At 69.0% G+C, this 20,626-nt stretch carries 20 protein-coding genes; 12 read left to right on the forward strand and 8 right to left on the reverse strand.

The features are described 5' to 3' along the window. From GH681_RS18710 to ubiA, 5 genes are all read left to right on the forward strand, one after another. Positions 1–407 (forward strand): DDE-type integrase/transposase/recombinase (locus GH681_RS18710; RefSeq protein ID WP_153163063.1); only part of this gene is annotated, 407 nt, incomplete at its 5' end. A gap of 56 nt (positions 408–463) precedes the next feature. After that, entirely contained in the window at positions 464–844 is a 381-nt protein-coding gene (locus GH681_RS18715) for a RidA family protein (RefSeq protein ID WP_153163064.1), read from the forward strand. Positions 845–846: 2 nt separating this feature from the next. Continuing rightward, positions 847–2,937 carry an ATP-dependent DNA helicase RecG gene (gene recG, locus GH681_RS18720; RefSeq protein ID WP_153163065.1) on the forward strand — a complete coding sequence of 697 codons (2,091 nt, stop codon included), beginning with the start codon at positions 847–849 and terminating at the stop codon, positions 2,935–2,937. Positions 2,938–3,271: 334 nt separating this feature from the next. After that, positions 3,272–3,826 (forward strand): chorismate lyase, encoded by a 555-nt coding sequence (locus GH681_RS18725; RefSeq protein ID WP_228111981.1) that lies wholly within the window; start codon positions 3,272–3,274, stop codon positions 3,824–3,826. Next, positions 3,823–4,710, forward strand: a complete 888-nt coding sequence (gene ubiA, locus GH681_RS18730) for a 4-hydroxybenzoate octaprenyltransferase (RefSeq protein ID WP_228111982.1) — start codon at positions 3,823–3,825, stop codon at positions 4,708–4,710. The genes GH681_RS18725 and ubiA overlap by 4 nt, the downstream gene beginning before the upstream one ends. On the opposite strand, the gene waaA is transcribed toward ubiA, so the two are convergent. Further along, the gene (gene waaA / locus GH681_RS18735; protein WP_153163066.1) at positions 4,711–5,997 is read right to left on the reverse strand and encodes a lipid IV(A) 3-deoxy-D-manno-octulosonic acid transferase; all 1,287 of its coding nucleotides are present in this window, start codon (positions 5,995–5,997) and stop codon (positions 4,711–4,713) included. It lies immediately after the preceding gene. 169 nt (positions 5,998–6,166) lie between these two features. Between waaA and GH681_RS18740 the strand changes: the two genes are divergently transcribed. The 7 genes from GH681_RS18740 to GH681_RS18770 are packed head-to-tail and all read left to right on the forward strand — an operon-like array spanning position 6,167 to position 13,559. After that, on the forward strand, positions 6,167–7,174 hold the full coding sequence (locus tag GH681_RS18740) for an NAD-dependent epimerase (protein ID WP_153163067.1): 1,008 nt from the start codon (positions 6,167–6,169) through the stop codon (positions 7,172–7,174). Between the two features lie 55 nt (positions 7,175–7,229). Next, positions 7,230–8,018 (forward strand): glycosyltransferase, encoded by a 789-nt coding sequence (locus GH681_RS18745; RefSeq protein ID WP_153163068.1) that lies wholly within the window; start codon positions 7,230–7,232, stop codon positions 8,016–8,018. Continuing rightward, complete coding sequence (locus GH681_RS18750) at positions 8,009–8,896, forward strand: DNA ligase (protein WP_153163069.1); 888 nt, start codon at positions 8,009–8,011, stop codon at positions 8,894–8,896. Before GH681_RS18745 ends, GH681_RS18750 begins: the two co-directional genes overlap by 10 nt. A 5-nt stretch (positions 8,897–8,901) precedes the next feature. After that, positions 8,902–9,858: an NAD-dependent epimerase/dehydratase family protein gene (locus GH681_RS18755; protein ID WP_153163070.1), complete on the forward strand. Its 957-nt coding sequence runs from the start codon at positions 8,902–8,904 to the stop codon at positions 9,856–9,858. Then, positions 9,848–10,849: a glycosyltransferase family 4 protein gene (locus tag GH681_RS18760; protein WP_194271275.1), complete on the forward strand. Its 1,002-nt coding sequence runs from the start codon at positions 9,848–9,850 to the stop codon at positions 10,847–10,849. Before GH681_RS18755 ends, GH681_RS18760 begins: the two co-directional genes overlap by 11 nt. Further along, positions 10,846–12,720: a nucleoside-diphosphate sugar epimerase/dehydratase gene (locus tag GH681_RS18765; RefSeq protein ID WP_153163072.1), complete on the forward strand. Its 1,875-nt coding sequence runs from the start codon at positions 10,846–10,848 to the stop codon at positions 12,718–12,720. The genes GH681_RS18760 and GH681_RS18765 overlap by 4 nt, the downstream gene beginning before the upstream one ends. A 5-nt stretch (positions 12,721–12,725) precedes the next feature. Further along, the gene (locus GH681_RS18770) at positions 12,726–13,559 is read left to right on the forward strand and encodes a symmetrical bis(5'-nucleosyl)-tetraphosphatase (RefSeq protein WP_153163073.1); all 834 of its coding nucleotides are present in this window, start codon (positions 12,726–12,728) and stop codon (positions 13,557–13,559) included. A gap of 66 nt (positions 13,560–13,625) precedes the next feature. Here GH681_RS18770 and GH681_RS18775 read toward each other — a convergent pair whose 3' ends face one another. The 7 genes from GH681_RS18775 to accC all read right to left on the reverse strand — a co-directional run bounded on the left by GH681_RS18775 (position 13,626) and on the right by accC (position 20,620). Next, positions 13,626–14,306, reverse strand: a complete 681-nt coding sequence (locus tag GH681_RS18775) for a 1-acyl-sn-glycerol-3-phosphate acyltransferase (RefSeq protein ID WP_228111983.1) — start codon at positions 14,304–14,306, stop codon at positions 13,626–13,628. 74 nt (positions 14,307–14,380) lie between these two features. Beyond that, positions 14,381–15,139 carry a GNAT family N-acetyltransferase gene (locus GH681_RS18780; protein ID WP_153163075.1) on the reverse strand — a complete coding sequence of 253 codons (759 nt, stop codon included), beginning with the start codon at positions 15,137–15,139 and terminating at the stop codon, positions 14,381–14,383. Between the two features lie 144 nt (positions 15,140–15,283). Then, positions 15,284–15,739, reverse strand: coding sequence for a glycine zipper 2TM domain-containing protein (locus tag GH681_RS18785; RefSeq protein ID WP_153163076.1), 456 nt, complete (start codon positions 15,737–15,739; stop codon positions 15,284–15,286). An 11-nt stretch (positions 15,740–15,750) separates the two neighbouring features. Then, positions 15,751–16,686 (reverse strand): carbohydrate kinase family protein, encoded by a 936-nt coding sequence (locus GH681_RS18790; RefSeq protein ID WP_153163077.1) that lies wholly within the window; start codon positions 16,684–16,686, stop codon positions 15,751–15,753. Positions 16,687–16,728: 42 nt separating this feature from the next. Next, the gene (locus GH681_RS24065; RefSeq protein ID WP_153163078.1) at positions 16,729–18,366 is read right to left on the reverse strand and encodes a DUF3426 domain-containing protein; all 1,638 of its coding nucleotides are present in this window, start codon (positions 18,364–18,366) and stop codon (positions 16,729–16,731) included. Next, entirely contained in the window at positions 18,363–19,259 is an 897-nt protein-coding gene (gene prmA / locus GH681_RS18800; RefSeq protein ID WP_153163079.1) for a 50S ribosomal protein L11 methyltransferase, read from the reverse strand. Before prmA ends, GH681_RS24065 begins: the two co-directional genes overlap by 4 nt. Further along, entirely contained in the window at positions 19,259–20,620 is a 1,362-nt protein-coding gene (gene accC / locus GH681_RS18805) for an acetyl-CoA carboxylase biotin carboxylase subunit (RefSeq protein ID WP_153163126.1), read from the reverse strand. Before accC ends, prmA begins: the two co-directional genes overlap by 1 nt. Positions 20,621–20,626: the final 6 nt, after the last annotated feature.

Genomic DNA, 20,626 nt, shown 5'->3' on the forward strand with positions numbered 1-20,626 from the left:
TGGCGCCAAACATGCCTGCCGAACTGGTGTGCTCGGCCTTGCAGATGGCCATTACGCAGCGCCAGCCGCCGGCGGGCCTGATCGTGCATTCCGACCGTGGCAGTCAGTACGCCAGCGAAGCCCACCGCGCCTTGCTGAGCCGTCATGGCCTGACGGGCAGCATGAGTCGCAAAGGCAACTGTTGGGACAACGCCGTCATGGAGCGCTTCTTCCTCAATCTGAAGAGGGAGCGGGTCTGGCAAAACGACTACGCCAACCACGCCGAGGCGTGTCGTGACATTACCGATTACATCGTCGGGTTCTACAACAACGTCCGTCTGCACTCGACGCTGGGCTACCTGCCGCCCACGGCCTATGAACGGAAAACCCCAGTACAGCACCCTATCGAGGTGTCCGGTATTACTTGACCACTACACCCAATCCCCCCGTAAACTCCGCCCGTTCAACCACGGAGCCCGCCCCCATGTCCAAACAGATCATCGCCACGCCCAACGCCCCTGCCGCCATCGGCACCTACTCCCAGGCCGTCAAGGCCGGCGACACCGTTTATATGTCGGGCCAGATCGGCCTGGATCCGGCTTCCATGCAGATGGTCGAGGGCTTCGAGGCCCAGACGGTGCGCGTGTTCGAGAACCTCAAGGCGGTGGCCGAGGCGGCTGGCGGCTCGCTGGGCGATGCGGTCAAGCTCAACATCTACCTCACCGATCTGGCCAACTTTGCCAAGGTGAATGAGGTGATGGCCCGCTACTTTGCCGAGCCCTTCCCGGCCCGCGCGGCGGTGGGCGTGAAGGAGCTGCCCCGCGGCGCGCTGGTCGAGGCCGACGCCATCCTCGTGCTCGGCTGATCTTGCCCGAGACCGCCGCGCCCGTTGCCAACGCCGCGCCGCCCAAGAAGGCGGCGGTGCGCGGCTGGCCGGGCGTGGGGCCGCAGCTGGCCGAGCGGCTGGCGAAGCTCGACATCTTCTCGCCGGCCGACCTGATCTTTCACCTCCCGCTGCGCTACGAGGACGAGACCCGCCTCACCATGCTGGCCGACCTGCGCCCCGGCGTGCCGGCCCAGTGCGAGGTGGAGGTGATCTCCTGCGAGGTGAGCCCGCCACCGCGGCGCCAGCTGCTGGCCCGGGCGTCGGACGCCAGTGGCGAGGTGACGCTGCGCTTCGTCCACTTCTACCCCAACCAGCAGAAGCAGCTGGCGGCCGGCAGCCGGCTGCGCATCTTTGGCGAGCTGCGCGACGGCTTTTTTGGCGCCGAGATGATCCACCCGCGGGTCAAGCCCGTGGCCGCCGGCGAGCCGCTGCCCGATAGCCTCACCCCGATCTACCCGACCACCGCCGGCCTCGTGCAGTCGGCGCTGCGCAAGCTCATCGGCGGCGCGCTGCGCCATAACCCGGTGGTCGAGGACCTGCCCGAGCCCCTGCGCCGCCGCCTCAACCTGCCCACGCTGCCCGAGGCCCTGCGCACACTCCACGCGCCGCCGCCGTCGATGGCGATCCTCGACATCGAGGATCGCGGCCACCCCGCGTGGCAGCGCGTGAAGCTGGACGAGCTGCTGGCCCAGCAGATTTCGCTCCGCCGCGCCTACGCCGCCCGCCGCGCCAAGAACGCCCCCAGCCTGCCGCGCCACGACACGCTCACCCGCAGCCTGCTGGAGCAGTTGCCCTTCGCCCTCACCGGCGCCCAGGGCCGCGCCTTTGCCGAGATCGCCGCCGATCTGGCCTCGGACCACCCCATGCAGCGCCTGCTGCAGGGCGACGTGGGCTCGGGCAAAACGTGCGTGGCCGCGCTGGCGATGCTGCTGGCCGCCGAAAACGGCCGCCAGGCGGTGCTGATGGCGCCCACCGAAATCCTCGCCGAGCAGCACTACCGCAAGCTGGCCGGGTGGCTCGCGCCCATCGGGCTGGAGGTGGCGTGGCTCTCCGGCAGCCGCAAGAAGAAGGAGCGCGAGGCGACGATGGCCCGCCTCGCCGCCGGCGAGATTTTGCTGGCGGTGGGCACCCACGCGCTGATCGAAGACCCGGTGGCCCTGCCGCTGCTTGCCCTGGCGGTGGTGGATGAGCAGCACCGCTTTGGCGTGCGCCAGCGCCTGGCCCTGCGCGAAAAAGGCCAGGCCGGCGAATCGCCCCACATGTTGATGATGTCGGCCACGCCCATCCCGCGCACGCTGGCGATGAGCTACTACGCCGATCTGGATGTCTCGGTGCTGGACGAGCTGCCGCCGGGGCGCACGCCCATCGTCACCAAGCTGGTGTCGGACCAGCGCCGCGACGAGGTGATCCGGCGCGTCCACGACGCCTGCGTGGTCGGTCGGCAGGCCTACTGGGTGTGCCCGCTGATCGAGGAATCCGAAGCCCTGCAGCTCAAGACCGCCCAGGAAACCTTCGAGATGCTCTCGGCCGCGCTGCCCGATCTGGCGGTGGGGCTGGTGCATGGCCGGCTCAAGAACGACGAGAAATCCGCCACCATGGCCGCCTTCAGCGCCAACGAGGTGCAGGTGCTGGTGGCCACCACGGTGATCGAGGTGGGCGTGGATGTGCCCAACGCCAGTCTGATGGTGATCGAGCACGCCGAGCGCTTCGGCCTCGCCCAGTTGCACCAGCTGCGCGGCCGGGTGGGGCGCGGCGTGCATGAATCGGTGTGCATCCTGCTGTTTGCGCAGCCGCTGTCCCAGGCCGGGCGCGAACGCCTGAAAGCGATCTTCGAGCACACCGACGGCTTCATCATCGCCCGGGAAGACCTGCGCATCCGCGGCCCCGGCGAGTTCATCGGCGCCCGCCAGAGCGGCGTGCCGCTGCTGCGCTACGCTGATCTCGAGGAAGATGCGGTGCTCGTCGACATCGCCCGCGATCTGGCCGAAACCCTGCTGCGCGACGCGCCACGGGTGGCCGACGCAGTCACCGCCCGCTGGTTCGGCGGCCGGGCCTCGCTGCTGAAGGCCTGATCCGGCCCCCTGTAGGTCGGACGTCAGTCCGACAACATCGGGTTGGGTAGGTGGAGGTGTCGGACTAAAGTCCGACCTACAGTGAGACGGTGATCGGCAGGCCGGGATGAAAAGGCCGGTCCGCCCTTGGCCCGGAATCGCCCTGTGGCAGCGAAGCACCACGCCCGGCGGCGCCATCACCTGTACGTCGGACTTCAGTCCGACAGCGTCGGGTTGGGCAGGTGGAGGTGTCGGACTAAAGTCAGACCTACAGTCCGCCGTGCTCCCCTGGTCCGCCATAAGCCGTACAATTGCGCGGCCCGCTTGCGGGCGTTTTTCGTTTTTCTGCACACCGATGACCCTGGCCCACTTTCCGGGTCGCGATCCCTTCCGCATGGCCGCCTGGCAGGCGCCGCGGGGGATGCGCGGCTGGCTCACCGACGACAGCTCCCTCACCGCCCGCATCCGCAGCCGCTGCGGACGCTTCTCGTTGCGCGTGGTGAGCCAGGGCAAGGGCGTGGTGCTGCCGGATGAAATGGCGGCTCTGGGCGTGCATTGCCACGGCCGGCTGTGGCAGCGCGAGGTGCTGCTGATCGCCGACGGTGAGCCGGTGGTGTTTGCCCGCTCGCTGGTGGCCGACACCTCCATCCCGGCGGACTGGCACCTGCTGCGCGGGCTGGGCGGGCGGCCGCTGGCGGCGGTGCTGTTCGACGACCCGCGGGTGGCTCGCTCGCGGCTGGAGGCGGCTCGTCTGGATGCCCGCGATTCCCGCTGGCACCACGCCGCCCGCGCCACCGGCAACGCTGATCTGCCGGCCCTGTGGGCGCGCCGCTCGGCCTTCCGGCGCAATGGCGCGCCGCTGCTCATCACCGAAATCTTCCTGCCCGCGATCCGGAGCCTGGCCCCATGAACCCGACCATGCCAACCCTCACCCTGCGCGAGCGTCTCGCCGAATACGAAAAGCTGATGCGCCTCGACAAGCCCATCGGCATCCTGCTGCTGCTGTGGCCGACCCTGTGGGCGCTGTGGGTGGCGGGCGAGGGGCGGCCGTCGGTGCTGGTGGTGGCGATCTTCGTGATCGGCACGGTGCTGATGCGCTCGGCCGGCTGCGTGATCAACGACTACGCCGACAAGGATTTCGACGGCCACGTGGAGCGCACCCGCAACCGCCCGCTGGCCGCCAGGCGCGTGACGCCGAAGGAGGCCCTGTGGCTGGCGGCCGGGCTGGCGGCGGTGTCCTTCCTGCTGGTGCTCCCGCTCAACACCCTCACCATCCTGATGAGCGTGCCGGCGGTGTTCCTGGCGGGCAGCTATCCCTTCACCAAGCGCTTCCTGGCGATTCCCCAGGCCTACCTGGGCATCGCCTTCGGTTTCGGCATCCCGATGGCCTTTGCCGCGCTGCAGGGCGAGATTCCGCTGGTGGCGTGGGCGATGCTGGTGGCCAACGTGTTCTGGGCGGTGGGCTACGACACCGAGTACGCGATGGTGGATCGCCCGGACGACCTGAAGATCGGCATCAAGACCTCGGCGATCACCTTTGGCCGCTTCGACGTGGCGGCGGTGATGCTGTGCTACGTGGCCACGCTGGCGATCCTGGGCTGGGTCGGGGCCGTCACCGGCGCCGGCGCGGCCTTCTTTGCCGGGCTGGTGGTGGCGGCGGGCATCATGGGCTATCACTACACCCTGATCCGCGAGCGCGATCGGGCGAAGTGCTTCAAGGCCTTCCTGCACAACAACTGGGTGGGCGCGGCGATCTTCGCCGGCTGGGCGGTGGATTACCTGCTGCGCGGCTGATCAGCGCCGCTGGGGGCGCGAGCCCCGCAGCAGCGGGGTGAGCATGTCCATGGTGCGCTCGGTGGCGCCCCGGTGGGATTGGGCAAAGTCGCGCCCGGCCTGGCCCATGGCGGCGCGGCGGGGCGGGTTGGCGAGGATCTCGATGGCTTCCTCGATGGCGTCTTCGATGTCGTCGGCGCGCACCGCGGCGCCCACCTCGATGGCCTGCTCGCACACCACCTTGAAGTTGAAGGTGTGGGGCCCGACGATCACCGGGCAGCCCACGGTGCTCGCCTCGATGGGGTTCTGCCCGCCGAGCTTCTCCCACGAACCGCCGATGATCGCCACGTCGGCCGCCGCGCAGTAGGCGTACATCTCGCCCATCGAATCGCCCAGCCACACGCGGGTGTCGGCCATCACCGGCACGTCCTTGGAGCGCTTCTGCATCTGCAGGCCGGCGCGCTTGACCAGCTTGGCGACCTCGTCGAAACGCTGCGGGTGGCGCGGCACCAGCACCAGCAGCACCTCGGGCGGGCACAGCCGGGCGAAGGCTTCGAGCAGCGGGCCTTCCTCGCCCTCGCGGGTGCTGGCGGCCAGCAGCACCCGGCGCTGGGGCCCGAAGCGGTTGCGGAACACCGCGCCCAGGGCCAGCATCGGCGCCGGCGGGGCGATGTCGAACTTGATGTTGCCGGTGACCATCACGTAGCGCGCGCCCAGGTTGCTCATGCGCTGGCCGTCGGCTTCGGTTTGGGCGCCGATGGCCGACAGGTGCGCGAAGGCCTTGCGCGCCAGGGCCCCCGCCCGCGCGTAGCCCTTGGCCGAGCGGGCCGACAGCCGCGCATTGACCATCGCCAGCGGCGTGCCGGTCTGGCGGCAGGCTTCCACCAGGTTGGGCCACAGCTCGGTTTCCATCAGGATGCCGAGGCGCGGATGAAAGTGCCGCAGGAAGGCCGCCACGGCCCACGGGAAGTCATAGGGCAGATACACGCTCTGCACCCGCGGCGCGAGGCTGCCGAAGAGCTCGGCGGCGGTGGCCCGGCCGGTGGGCGTCATGTGGGTGAGCAGCACCGAGTGATCCGGGTGCGCATCGAGCAGCGCGTGGAGCAGCGGCGCGCAGGCCCGGGTCTCGCCCACCGACACTGCGTGCAGCCAGATCACCGGGCCCGGCGGCAGGCCGGTGTAGCGGCCCAGGCGTTCGCCCACGTGCTGCAGGTATTCCGGCTGCTTGCGGGCGCGCCACAGCAGCCGCAGCGCGACGAAGGGCGCGGCGACGTACCAGACGGCGGTGTAAAGGCTGCGATGGATCAAGGGGATGGCGATTGATTCGGGAACGTCAAAGTATACCGGGCGTTGCAGATGCCACGGCACAAGTTGTGTCCTGGATTTACGCTGTCATGTGCCCGTGCGAAAATGCCGGGCTGACGGTTCCGCTTCCGAAGGCGTGCCCGCCCTACAACCTGCATCGTCCCTCACGAACATGAAAATTCTCGTTACCGGCGCTGCCGGCTTCATCGGCTCGCATACCAGCCTGCTCCTGCTGGCTCGCGGCGACACCGTCGTCGGCCTCGACAACCTCAACGATTACTACGACGTCCAGCTCAAGCTGGATCGCCTCGCCCGCCTCACGCCCCACGAAAACTTCCGTTTCGTGAAGCTCGACGTGGCCGACCGCGAAGGCATGGAAAAGCTCTTCGCCGAAGAGAAGTTCGACAAGGTCATCCACCTGGCCGCCCAGGCCGGCGTGCGCTACTCGCTGGTCAATCCCCACGCCTACATCGAGAGCAACATCTCGGGCTTCATGAACATCCTCGAGGGCTGCCGCCACAACAAGGTGCAGCACCTTGTGTATGCCTCCAGCTCCAGCGTGTATGGCGGCAACACCAAGATGCCGTTCGCCGAGTGCGACAGCGTCGACCACCCGGTGAGCATGTACGCCGCCACCAAGAAGGCCAACGAGCTGATGGCGCACACCTACAGCCACCTGTTCGGCCTGCCCACCACCGGCCTGCGCTTCTTCACCGTGTATGGCCCGTGGGGTCGTCCGGACATGGCCCTGTTCCTGTTCACGAAGGCGATCCTCGAAGGCCGCCCCATCGACGTGTTCAACCACGGCAAGATGAAGCGCGACTTCACCTACGTGGATGACATCGTCCAGGGCGTCATCAAGACCCTCGACCACACCGCCGAGCCGGACGCCAGCTACAACGCTGACGCGCCGAACCCCAGCACCAGCAACGCGCCCTTCCGCGTGTTCAACATCGGCAACAACAACCCGGTCGAGCTGATGAGCTTCATCGAAGCCATCGAGAACGCCGTGGGCAAGAAGGCCGAGAAGAACTTCATGCCGCTGCAGGATGGCGACGTGCCCGCCACCTACGCCAACACCGACGCCCTCAACGCCTGGACGGGCTTCGTGCCGGCCACCCCGGTGCCGGTGGGCATCGGCCGCTTCGTCGAGTGGTACCGGAGTTACTACAAGGTTTGATGTCTGTCGCGCTGGGCGGCGTCCTGCCGCCCGCCAATCCTGAAGTCGGGCGCTGATGGAGCGCCTGACCGTCAGCCTCGTGCTGTACCGGCCCGACGCCGCGCAGCTCAAGGCAACCCTGGATTCGCTGGTCACGGCGAGCCGGGCGGCCGATGTCGTCCCCGATCTCTTCCTCATCGACAACGGCGGCAGCGACGCCGTGCTCGCCGGCCTGCAACTGCCCGACGACTGGCAGGTTCACGTGTTCTCCGGCCACGGCAACGTGGGCTTCGGCTGCGGGCACAACCTCAGCCTCGATGGCGCCGGCGACGTCCACCTGATTCTCAATCCCGATCTCGAACTGGCCCCCGACGCCCTCGTCGAGGCCCGGGCCTTCTTCCGCGCACACCCCGAATGCGGCCTGATCGCCCCGGCGGTGCGCTGGGAGGATGGCCGCGTGCAATACCTGTGCAAGCGCGTGCCGACGGTGTTCGACCTGTTCCTGCGCGGCTTTGCGCCCGGCTGGCTGCGCCGCCGCTTTGCCGCGCGCATGGCCCGCTATGAGATGCAGGACGTGATCGGTGACGCCGTGGTGTGGGATCCGCCGCTGGTGAGCGGCGCCTTCATGTGCTTCCGCACCGACGTGCTGCGCCGGCTCGGCGGTTTCGATTCGCGCTTCTTTCTTTACTTCGAAGACTACGACCTCAGCCTGCGCGCCGCCCGTGAAACGCGGATCGCATATGTGCCGACGGTGAAAGTCGTGCATCATGGCGGCCACGCGGCAAAGAAGGGCTTGCATCACATCCGCCTCTTCATGCACGGTGCCGCGCTGTTCTTCCGATTGCACGGCTGGAAATGGTTCTGAAGACTCCCCTTGAAACCCGTCGCGCGTGGCTGCGCGGCGGGGTTTGCGCTGCCCTTGCGGCTGCGTTCTGCGGCCCGGCCCGGGTGCTGGCGGTCGCCGGTGTCGCGGCGCCGCCGCTGCTCCTGGCCGAAGTGCTGCGGGGCGATGTGGATGTCACCCGCTACTGGGTCAGCGAAAAACTCGATGGCGTGCGCGCCGTCTGGGATGGCCGCGTCCTGCGGTTCCGCAGCGGGCGCGTGGTGAATGCGCCGGCGTGGTTCGTCGCCGGCCTGCCGCCGGAGCCGCTGGACGGTGAATTGTGGATGGGCCGCGGGCGTTTCGAGGATCTGTCCGGCATCGTCCGCCGCCGCGAGCCCCGCGACGACGACTGGCGCCGGGTGCGCTTCATGGTCTTCGAGCAGCCCGGCGGCGAGGGTTCCTTCACCGAACGCATCGCCCTCCTGCAGGCCATCGTGGCCCGGGCCGGCGTGCCGTGGCTGGCGGTGGTCGAGCAGTTCCGCGTGGCCGATCGGCCGGCGCTCCAGGCAAAACTGGATGAAGTCGTCGCCGGTGGTGGCGAAGGGTTGATGCTCCACCTGGCCGACGCGCCCTATCTCACCGGCCGCAGCGACGTGCTCCTCAAGCTCAAGCCGCTCCTCGACGCCGAAGCCACGGTGATCGCCCATCTCCCGGGCCGCGGGCGGCTCGACGGTCTGATGGGCGCGCTGCTGGTGGAAACCGACAAGGGCGTGCGCTTCCAGTTGGGTACCGGCTTCACGGATGCGGAGCGGCGCAGTCCGCCGCCCGTCGGCAGTCTCGTCACCTTCGTCTATCGCGACCTCACCCAGGACGGCGTGCCGCGCTTCGCCAGCTACCTGCGGCGGCGCGAGGTGTTCTAGCCGCCATGGGCATCCTCGTTACCGGCGGAAACGGTTTCATTGGCAGGCGCCTCGTGGCGGCCCTGCGCGCCGACGGCCTGCGCGTGCGGGTACTCACCCGGCGCGAGCCGGTCGGCCCTGACGAGATCCGCGGTGACCTGTGCCAGCCGGCCAGCCTGGCAGCGGCCTGCGCGGGCATCGATACGGTGTTCCACTGCGCGGGCCACGCCCATGCCTTTGGCGCCCGCAGCGAGGCCGACGCGGCGCGGCATCGGCTGGTCAATCTGGAAGGCAGCGGGATGCTCGCCGAAGCCGCCGGTCGGGCTGGCGTGCGGCGGCTGGTGTTCCTCTCGAGCGTCAAGGCGATGGGCGATCCTGGCGACGACTGCATCGATGAAACCTGGCCGGTGCCACCGGCGTCGGCCTACGGCCTCGCCAAGCGCGAGGCCGAGGCCGTGCTGCTGGCCACCGGCGAGCGTTTCGGGATGCATGTGGTGTGCCTGCGCCTCGCGATGGTCTATGGCGCCGGCGGGCGGGGCAATCTGGAGCGGATGGCTGCGCTGGTGCGGCGCGGGTGGTTTCCGCCGCTGCCCGAGACCGGCAACCGCCGTTCGATGGTCCATGTGGCCGACGTGGTGGCGGCGATGCGACGGGTGGCGGGCGACCCGCGCGCAGCTGGGCGCAGCTACATCGTCGCCCATCCCCAAACCCATTCCGGGCGACAGCTTTACGACGCGCTGCGGGCCGCCAGCGGCATGCCTCCGGTTGGCTGGGCCGTGCCCCGGGGCGTGCTCGCCGCGGCGGCTCGGCTGGGCGATCTGGGCGCGGCCGTCCTCGGGCGGCGCATGCCGCTCGATAGCGAGGCGCTGGATCGGCTGCTCGGCTCGGCCTGTTATTCGCCGGCCCGCATCGAGCGGGAGCTGGGCTGGCGCGCCAGCCTGGATCTGGCCGATGGCCTGCGGGAGACGCTCCATGGGGCTTGAGCTGCTGCTGGTGCCGGCGGTCGCCTTTGCGGTGGCCTGGGCGGTCACCTGGCTGTGTTGCCGGCCGGGGTCGTGGCTGCATTTTCTCGATCAGCCCAACGAGCGTTCGCTCCACGTCAAACCCACGCCGCGCACTGGCGGTGTCGGGGTGATGGCGGGGGTGATGGCGGCCGGGCTGGTGCTTGCACCGGGCGCTGCGCCAGAGCTGCTGGCGGCCGTCGGCGGTGGGTTGGCGCTGGCGGCGGTCGGGCTGGTGGATGATCGGCGCAGCCTGTCGGCGCGGTGGCGGCTGGTGGCGCAGTTGCTGGTCGCGGCGGTGTTTCTGGCGCTCTTGGGGCCTGCGGCGGGCTGGGCCTTTGGCCTGCTGTGTGTCGTCGGGCTGGTGTGGATGGCCAATCTCTACAACTTCATGGATGGCTCCGACGGCCTCGCCGGGGGTATGGCGCTGTTCGGCTTCGGCACGCTGGCCTGGGCGGCGCTGGTGGCCGGGCAGCCGGGGCTGGCGGCGCTGGGGGCCGGGATCGCCGCCGCGGCGCTGGGTTTCCTGTGCTTCAACTTCCACCCGGCCAGGATCTTCATGGGCGATTCGGGTTCGGTGCCGCTGGGTTTCATGGCCGGCGCGCTGGGGCTGGTCGGCCATGAGGCTGGGGCCTGGCCGTTGTGGTTTCCGCTGCTGGTGTTCTCGCCCTTCATCGCGGATGCGACGGTGACCCTGCTGCGCCGGGCCTTGCGCGGGGAGAAGATCTGGCAGGCCCACCGCACCCACTACTACCAGCGGCTGGTGCGGATGGGCTTCGGGCACCGGGGCACGGCGCTGGCTGCCTATGCCCTGATGGCCGCGGCGGGGGGCTCGGCTGTTGCAGGCTTGCCACTAGGGTTCTCGCTGCAGTGCGTCATGATTACAATGTGGATATTCGTCTACATGATCCTTGGCTGGCTGATCGACCGCGCGTGGCGCCGGTTCGAGGCCGCCGAGGCGCCCAGGCCTTGATCAAGAAAGTCTTTCACCCTTCGCTGGTCTATCTGTCCGACGTGGTCGGCGTGGCGCTGGCCTGGTGGCTGGCCTACCTCGTCCGCTTCAACTTCGATATTCCGAAAGATTTCAACGCCGGCCTCTATCAGGGGCTGTTCGTCACGCTGGTGCTCCAGGGCCTGCTGCTGCGGGCCTTCGGGCTGTACCGGAGCATCTGGGTCTTTGCCAGCCTGCCGGATCTCGTCTGCATCGCCCGGGCAGTAGCGGTGTCCGCGCTGCTCACGCCGCTGGTGGTGGTGGTGGCGGTGCGCTCCGCGCCGGAGGTGCCCCGGCTGGTCTTTGCGATGCAGCCGCTGCTGCTGGCCATGTACATGGGCGGCTCGCGGGTGCTCTACCGCACCTGGAAGGAATCCCGGCTTTATGGTGGGCTGCGGGCCCTCGGTCAGCCGGTGGTGGTGCTGGGTACCGGCGATGCGGCGGTGAGCCTGGTGCGCGAGCTCTCCCGCTCGGCCGAGTGGCGGGTAGTGGGCCTGCTCGACGACAACAAGGCCAACCAGGGACGCGAGGTTTACGGCTGCAAGGTGCTCGGCCGGATCGCCGATCTGGAGCGCATTGCGGAGGAATACAAGGTCGGCCACGCCATCATCGCGATGCCCAACGAGCGCCACGAGGTGCGCCGCAAGGTGGCCAGCGCCTGCGTTCGGGCAGGGGTGAAGGCGCTGATCGTGCCGGCCATCGCCGACGTGATGACCGGCCGCGTCAAGGTGAGCGAAGTGCGCAACGTGGACGTGGAAGACTTGCTCGGCCGCGATCCGGTGCGCATCCACACCGCCGAGGTGCGCGAATATCTGCGTGGCAAGTCGGTGATGGTGACCGGTGCCGGCGGCTCGATCGGCACCGAACTGTGCCGCCAGATCGCCCGCTACGAGCCGTCGATCCTGGTGTGCTTCGACATCAGCGAGTTTGCCCTGTACCGCCTGTGCGAGGAGTTCGCGGTTCATTACCCCAACATCCAGCTGGTGGCGCTGGCCGGCGACGTGAAGGACGCGGTGCGGGTGGATGAGGTCATCACCCGCTTCCACCCCCACGTGATCTTCCACGCCGCGGCCTACAAGCATGTGCCGCTGATGGAAGAGGACAACGCCTGGCAGGCGGTTCGCAACAACGTGCTGGGCACCTGGCAGGTGGCGTGCAGCGCGGTGGCCTGCGGGGTGTCGCGCTTCGTGTTGGTGTCCACCGACAAGGCGGTCAATCCGACCAACGTGATGGGCGCCACCAAGCGGCTCGCCGAGAAGGTCTGCCAGGCCATGTCGGCCGAGGGCAAGACCCAGTTCGAGATCGTCCGCTTCGGCAACGTGCTGGGCAGTGCCGGCAGCGTGATCCCCAAGTTCCAGGAACAGATCGCCGCTGGTGGCCCGGTGACGGTGACCCACCCGGAGATCACCCGCTTCTTCATGTCCATCCCCGAGGCCGCGCAGCTGGTGCTGCAGGCCGGCTCGATGGGCAAGGGCGGCGAGATCTTCGTGCTCGACATGGGCGAGCCGGTGAAGATCGCCGAACTCGCGCGGGATATGATCCGCCTTTCGGGCCGCAGCGAAGAGCAGATCCGCGTCGTGTTTACCGGCCTGCGCCCCGGCGAGAAGCTCTACGAAGAGGTGCTGGCCGACGCCGAGGAAACCCGCGCCACCCATCACCCCAAGCTGCGCATCGCCCGTGCCCAGCCAGTGGAGGAAGGCAGCCTCGACGCGCTGCTGCAATGGCTGCGCCAGCGCCGCCCGGTGGGCGCGCTGGAGGTTCGCCGCGAGCTGCGCCGCTGGGTACCCGAATACACCCCGTCACCGTCGCCGCCGGCGCTGACGGTGGTGGATAAGCCCGGACGGCGGGCCTGAACATCATGGCAACTTACGCGATTGGCGACATCCAGGGCTGCTTCACCTCCCTCACCGCGCTCCTCAACCGGATCAACTTCGACCCCGCCCGGGATCGCCTGTGGCTGGTGGGCGATCTGGTCAATCGCGGGCCCGATTCGCTCCAGACCCTGCGCTTCGTGCGCGATCTGGGGGCTTCGGCGGTCACGGTGCTGGGCAATCACGATCTCTACCTGCTGATGGTGGCCTACGGCACCGTGCGTGCCCGGGGCAAGGACGACACCATCCAGTCGGTGCTCGACGCGCCAGACCGGGACGCCCTGCTGGGCTGGCTGCGCACCCGCCCGCTGATGCATCTGGAAGACGGCTTTGCGATGGTCCACGCGGGGCTGCTGCCCGGCTGGACGGTCTCCCAGGCGCGGGCCCTGGCGCGGGAGGTGGAGGGCGCCCTGGCCGGCCCCTATCACGCCGATCTGCTCAACAACATGTGGGGCAGCGAGCCGGCCGCCTGGCACGACGGGCTGCGGGATTACGAGCGGATCCGGGTGATCGTCAATGCGATGACGCGGATGCGCTTCTGCACGCCCGACGGGGTGATGGATTTCAAGGTGAAGGGCGAGGTCACCAAGGCGCCGAAAGGCTACGTGCCGTGGTTTGAGGTGCCGGGCCGGAAGAGCGCCGACGCGACGGTGGTGTTCGGCCACTGGTCGGCCCTCGGGCTGCGCATCGAGCCCAACCTGCTGGCGCTGGATTCCGGTTGCCTGTGGGGGCGCGAGCTCACCGCGGTGCGGCTGGAAGACCGCAAGGTGTTCCAGGTGGCCTGCCCCGGGCTTACCCACGGCAAGCTCAAGCCGTCCTGAGCGGGCCGTTGTCGGCTCGTCTTTCCTTCTGCTGATCTGATGTGAAGCCTGCCGGAATGGCGGGCTTCAGGCGCTTTCGATGCGTTCGAGGATCGCGGCCCGGGCCATGTGGGCGAGGGCCTTGCGATCCGGCGTCTCGCGGGTGCACAGGGCCGGCTCCACGTCGATGCGGGCAACGATGTGGCGCTCGCCGACGATGGCCCGCAGGCATTCGCCCAGGCTCACGTCGCCGTCGTAGGCCGGCGCCCGGGTGAAGCGGCCATCCGGCAGGCGGTAGGCGATGGCCAGCGGCTGGATCAAGGCGCCGGCGTCGATGGCCGGCTGGAGCAGGGCACCGTGGAAGTTGTGCAGGGTGCTGCCGTCGGTGGTCGTGCCCTCGGGGAACAGCGCCACGTACTGGCCGTCGGCCAGCAGCCCGGCAATCTCGCCATTCACGACCTTCGCGTGGCCGCGGCTGCCCCGGTGCAGGAAGACGGTCTCGCTCTTCACGGCGAGCCAGCCGAACAGCGGCCACTGGCGCACCTCGGCCTTCGAGATGAAGGCAGCGGGCCAGGCGGCGTTGATGATGAAGATGTCCAGCCACGACACGTGGTTGGCCACCAGCAGGCAGCCGGGCACCACGTCGCCACCGCCGCGAATCTGCAGCGTGACGCCGAGTACCTTTACCAGCCGGGCCGACCACCACTGCTTGAGCTGGCGCCGGCGTAGCAGGCCGAGGAAGGGGAAGGCCGCCGCCGCGATGGCCACGCCGACGGCGATGTGGCCGGCGAGGCGCAGGTAGCGGGCGAGGCGGATTGCGAACGGAGCGGGGCTGTCGGGCTTCAGTCCTTGCGTCCCATGAAGTGCTTGGCGTAGCGGGCGTCGAGCCGGGAAACCGGCAGCAGGACGGGCAGATCGGCCGTGTTGAAATCAGGATCCCAGGCCGGTTCGCCGCAGATCCAGGCGCCGGCCCGCAGGTAGCCCTTGATGAGCGGCGGGGTTTCGGCGTCGAGATCCTGGCGCAGGGCGGCGAGGGGCAGCGGGGTGCGGGGGAACACGCGGTACTCGAGCGGGCACAGGTGTTCGTCCTTCAGCCGATTATACAGGCTGGCCGCCATGTGCCCGCCGTCGGCCATGCTCACCGAGGCGCAGCCGATGAGGTAGTCGTAGTTGTTCTCGAGCATGTAGCGGGCGAGACCCGACCACAGCAGGGTGATGACGGCACCGGAGCGGTATTCTGCATCGATGCACGAGCGGCCGATCTCGACCATGCGGCTTTTGAGGTGGCGCAGGCGGGTGAGGTCGAACTCGTTTTCCGAGTAGTAGCTGCCCACTTCGCGGGAGGCGGAGGGCGACAGGATGCGGTAGGTGCCGACGATGCGGCCGGCGTCCTCGTCGCGGACGATCAGGTGCTCGCAGAACGGGTCGTAGAGGTCGCGATCCACGCCGGGCGTGCGCGGGTTGAGGCGCGCACCCATCTCGTCGGCGAACACGCGGTAGCGTAGCTTCTGGGCTTCGAGCACTTCGGTGGGGCTGGTCGCGAGGCCCACGTGCAGGTTGCGACCGGGGCGTTGGGCAGCTTGTTGTTGCTTGTGCAGCATGGCGGAAATCCTCGTGGGGTTTCCGCGCATTGTGGGAAGGGCGCGTTGCGGCCCGGTGAAGGGGCGGTTACCGGCGTGTGACGGCGCCCAAAGGCAAAGGGAGCCGCGCGGGCTCCCTTGCTGGATGCTGCCGGGCCGAAAGGCTCAGCGGGTCACGCGGGTGGTGCGGCCGTCCTGCAGCAGGCGGACGCGTTCGCCGGGCTTGAAGTTCTCGCCCTGGTCTTCCTGGGTGATGGCGAGCAGTTCGCCGTTGTCCATCTTGAGGGTGATTTCGACGCCCTGGCTGCGGGTCAGGCCTTCTTCCGCCGCCGCGCCGGCCAGACCGCCGACCACCGCGCCGACCACCGCACCGATCGCCGAGCCCTTGCCGCCGCCGACGGTGCTGCCGGCGATGCCGCCGACGGCCGCGCCGCCGATGGTACCCACCGGCGACTTGGTACCTTCGAGCTTGACCGCGCGCACGCCTTCGATCACGCCGAGCCGGACGCTCATCACACGGCGGGTTTCGGTGCGCTGGTAATCACCCGCGCCCTGGCCGGTGGCACAACCGGCGACGGTGACGGCGGCAAGCAGGGCAACGCCCAGATTCAGGATTCGCATCGTTCTTCCTTTCACCAAAGGGTTGAGCCGAAGGCCTTGCGATAGGCCTCGGCGATTTCATCGCGGCTGGGCGCGTGGTTCTGGCCGCCGCGGCTGGCAATCTTGATGGCGCCCATCAGCGAGGCGAGGCGCCCGGTCTGGTCCCAGTCGAGGCCGCGGTCGATGCCGTAGAGCAGGCCGGCGCGGTAGGCGTCACCACAGCCGGTCGGGTCTTCGACGCGGACGGGCACGGCGCAGGGGATGTCGATGCGCGCGCCGCCGGTGTGGATCTCGGAGCCTTCGCTGCCGCGGGTGACGATCAGCGCCTTGACCTCGCCAGACAGGGATTCGATCGAGCGGCCGGTGCGTTCGCACAGCAGGCGCGCTTCGTAGTCGTTGACCGTGCAGTAGTCGGCCAGTTTCAGGCAGGCGAGGAGCTCGCTGCCGCTGAACATGGGCAGGCCCTGGCCCGGATCGAAGATGAAGGGGATGCCGGCCTCGGCAAACTGGCGGGAATGCTCGAGCATGCCGTCGCGCCCGTCCGGGGCGACGATGCCGAGGCGCACGCCGCTGGTCTGGCCGATGGTGTTGACGTGGGAGTGGATCATCGCGCCCGGGTGGAAGGCGGTGATCTGGTTGTCGTCGAGATCGGTGGTGATGAAGGCCTGGGCGGTGAAGGTGCCGGGCACCTGGGTGACGTGGGTGCGCGGCAGGCCGAGGGCGTCGAGGCGGTCGAGGTAGGGCGCGGCATCGTCGCCGACGGTGGCCATGATGAGCGGCTCGCCGCCCAGCAGCTTGAGGTTGTAGGCGATGTTGCCGGCGCAGCCGCCGTATTCGCGCCGCATCTCGGGCACGAAGAACGAGACGTTCAGGATGTGCAGCTGCTCGGGCAGGATGTGATTGCGGAAGCGGTCATGGAAAACCATGATCGAGTCGTAGGCGATGGAACCACAGATCAGCGTGGACATGATTCGGCGATGGTTGGGCGGTTGCCCTGCCGGCGGCTGCCGTCAGGGGTAGAAGACGTACACGCGGTAGCCCGCGGCGGCGACGCCGGGGGCCTCGAAGGCGATCCGGGTGGCGACTTCGCGCTTGGCGGCGAAGGCGTCCTTCGGGGCGTCGGCGGGCAGCCACTGGGCGGGTTCGAGCACCTTGCGGACGAGGGCCTTGTCGCGGGCGTCGGTGAGGGTGATCTCGAGGTGCGGATAGGCCTGGGGGAACTCCGCCCGGTTGCGCAGGGTGGCGTGCAGGGTGAAGAAGGCTTCGCGGGCGGCGTCGGGCTGGATGTCGGAGCTTTCGATGGCGATGTCGGCGGCGTTGCGCGGCAGCGGCAGCTCGCAGCCGAGGGCGCCGCACAGGCTTTCCATGAACGGCCGGGTCTGGGGCGAGGACTGGACGATCTCGCTGCGGAACACCAGCGCGCCCTGGGCCAGGAGGGCGAGGCTCAGCAGGGTGGCGCCGGCAGTCCAGGCGGCCTGACGCAGTACCGGCGACGTGGCGGGTTCGGCTTCCGGTTCGATCGGCGGCTCGTCGTCGGCGTCTTCGTAGGATTCGACGGTCTCGACGGTTTCGGCGACGATCTTCGGCTCGGCCCGGCGGGGATCGGCGCTGGTGTCGATTTCGATGGGCACGTGGGCGGCCTCGGCCTGGGCTTGGGCGAGCATCGCGGCGGGCTCTTCGCTGGCCGGCCAGGGCTGGTCGTGGGGCGTGGCGGCGAGGGCTTCCGGCGGGGTCGGGTCCTCGTCCTGCTTGTGGAGCAGGGCGTCGAAATCGACGGGTTCGGCGGGCGGGGCCTTCAGGTCGAGATCGGCGGCGGACGGCCAGTCGGGCTGGAAGGGGGGCGCCTCGAAGGGTTCGACAGCGGGCGGGGCGTCGCTGGCGATCACGTCGTCGAAGTCGTCGCGCTCGTCGGTGGTGTCTGCGGTGTGAGCATCGCTGCCGAACTCGGTGGTGGGCGATGCTTCGGGTGGCCAGGGTTGTGCCGCGTCGATGTCGATATCGATGTCGGCGAAGGGCGCGACCGGCGCGGCGGCTTCGTCGGCAGGCTGGGACGCTTCAGCGGGCTCGTCCGGGAAGGCGTCGACGGGCTCGCTGTCGGGCAGGTCGAAGCTGGGGGCGTCGGCCGGGGCGGGTTCTTCGGGCGTGTCGAAGGCGTCGCCATCGCCTTCTTCGGCAGGGAGGGCTGCGTCCGGGGTGTCGTCCGGGAGGGCGGGCGCTGGCGGGATGTCGGCTTCGGCGATGAGCTCGTCCGCCAGGGGCTCGTCGGCCAGGGGTTCAGCGACGGGGGACGGTGTGTCGGCGGGCAGGAGGTCGTCGAGGTCGAGGAGATCTTCGTCGGCCGGTGCGGCGATCGCTTCCGGCTGCGGGGCGTCAGCGGCTGCCTCGGTGGCCTCGACCGGCGCGGCGTCTTCCTGGGGCTTTTCTTCAAGAACGAAGATGGGCGGCTCGGCGGGAGCCTCGACAGCGGGTGCCGGCGTGGGCGCCAGGGAGTGGGTGTCGGTGGGTTCGGTGTCCTCGGGGATGCGGCTTTCCAGCGCGTTGAAGGCGTGCTGGCAGTGGCCGCAGCGCACGCGCCCGCCCCGGGCCTGCAGTTGCTCGGGGCGAACCCGGAAGGTCGTGGCACAGGCGGGGCAGCGTGCGAGGATCATGGCGTGACCGGTCGTTCTCCTTCGAGGCGGACCCAGCCGTCGTGCGTGGCGCCGACGGTGAGCGCGATGAAGGGTGCGTAGGCTTCGATGACTTCGTCCGCCTGGGCTTCGAGCACGCCCGAGAGGGCGAGCCTGCCGCCGGGTGCGACGCGGGCCGCGAGGAGCGGCGCGAGCATCTTCAGCGGGTTGGTGAGGATGTTGGCGACGACCCGCTGGAAGGTGCCGTCGAGGGGCTTGGACGAGACCTGCAGGTGCAGCTTCACGCCGTTGGTCTCGGCGTTGAAGGCGGCGGTCTCGACGGCCTTCTCGTCGATGTCGACGCCGGTGACTTCGCCCGCGCCCAGGCGCGCGGCGGCGATGGCGAGGATGCCGGAGCCGCAGCCGTAGTCGAGCACCGTGACGCCCGGCTCGATCACGTCGGTGAGCCATTCGAGGCACAGCCGGGTGGTCGGGTGGGAGCCGGTGCCGAAGGCCATGCCTGGATCGAGGATCAGGTTGATGGCGTCCGGCGCGGGGGCTTCGTGCCACGAGGGCACGATCCACAGGCGGTCGGTGATGCGGATCGGGTCGAACTGGCTCTGGGTGAGCTGCACCCAGTTCTGCTCGGCGACTTCTTCGATGGTGAAGGGCGGCACCGCATCGAGCCCGGCGGCGGCCGAGGCGGTTGCCAGGGCTTCGGCCAGGTCGGTGTCGGTGTCGAAGAGGGCGACGACGCGGCTGTGATCCCACAGGCTGGCCGGGTGCATGCCCGGCTCGCCGAACTGGGGCTTCTCGGCGTCGGTGCCCGCGTCGGCATCGTCGATGCTGACCGACAGGGCGCCGTGATCCATCAGCGCCTCGGACAGGGCCTCGGCGCGTGTGGCATCAGCCTGCAGGATGACGGAGATCCACATCAGCTTTTGCTGACCTCGTTGCGCCCCGCCAGCTTGTGCTCCAGGTAGTGGATGCTGGTGCCGCCTTCGACGAAGCGGGCGTCGAGCATCAGCTCCTGGTGCAGCGGGATGTTGGTCTTGATGCCTTCGACCAGCATCTCGGACAGCGCGATGCGCATCCGGCGGATGGCCTGGTCGCGGGTGTCGCCGTAGGCGATCAGCTTGCCGATCATCGAGTCGTAGTGCTGCGGCACGGTGTAGCCGTTGTACACGTGGGAGTCGACGCGGATGCCGGGGCCGCCGGGGACGTGCCAGTTGGAGATCTTGCCCGGGCAGGGGGTGAACTTGAACGGGTCTTCGGCGTTGATCCGGCACTCGATGGCGTGGCCGCGGAACTCGATGTCCTTCTGCTTGTAGCGCAGCTTCTGGCCGGCGGCGACGCGGATCTGTTCCTGGACGATGTCGACCCCGGTGATGAGCTCGGTGACCGGGTGCTCGACCTGGACGCGGGTGTTCATCTCGATGAAGTAGAACTCGCCGTTCTCGTAGAGGAACTCGAAGGTGCCGGCGCCCCGGTAGCCGATCTTGCGGCAGGCTTCGGCGCAGCGTTCGCCGATGCGCAGGATGTGGCGGCGCTCGATGCCGGGCGCGGGCGCTTCCTCGATGACCTTCTGGTGGCGGCGCTGCATGGAGCAGTCGCGCTCGCCCAGGTGGATGGCGTTGCCGTGCTGGTCGGCGAGGATCTGGATTTCCACGTGGCGCGGGTTTTCCAGAAACTTTTCCATGTAGACCATGGGGTTGCCGAAAAACGCGCCGGCTTCGGAGCGGGTGGTGGTGACCGCGTTGAGCAGCGCCGCTTCGGTGTGCACCACGCGCATGCCGCGGCCGCCACCGCCGCCGGCGGCCTTGATGATCACCGGATAGCCGATGGCGCGGGCGATCTTGACGATTTCCTTCGGGTCGTCGGGCAGGGCGCCTTCGGAGCCGGGCACGCAGGGCACGCCGGCAGCCTTCATGGCGTCCTTGGCGGAGACCTTGTCACCCATCAGGCGGATGGTTTCGGCGCGGGGGCCGATGAAGACGAAGCCGGACTGCTCGACCCGCTCGGCGAAGTCGGCGTTCTCGGACAGGAAGCCATAGCCGGGGTGGATGGCTTCGGCGTCGGTGACTTCTGCGGCCGAAATGAGCGCCGGGATGTTGAGGTAGCTGAGGGCGGACGAGGCCGGGCCGATGCACACGGATTCGTCGGCCAGCTTGACGTACTTGGCTTCGGCGTCGGGCTGGGAATGGACCGCGACGGTCTTGATGCCCAGCTCGCGGCAGGCTCGCAGCACCCGGAGGGCGATTTCACCCCGGTTGGCGATGAGGATCTTTTCGAACATGGCCAT

Source organism: Zoogloea sp. 1C4, assembly GCF_009469605.1.
Lineage (GTDB): Bacteria > Pseudomonadota > Gammaproteobacteria > Burkholderiales > Rhodocyclaceae > Zoogloea > Zoogloea oryzae.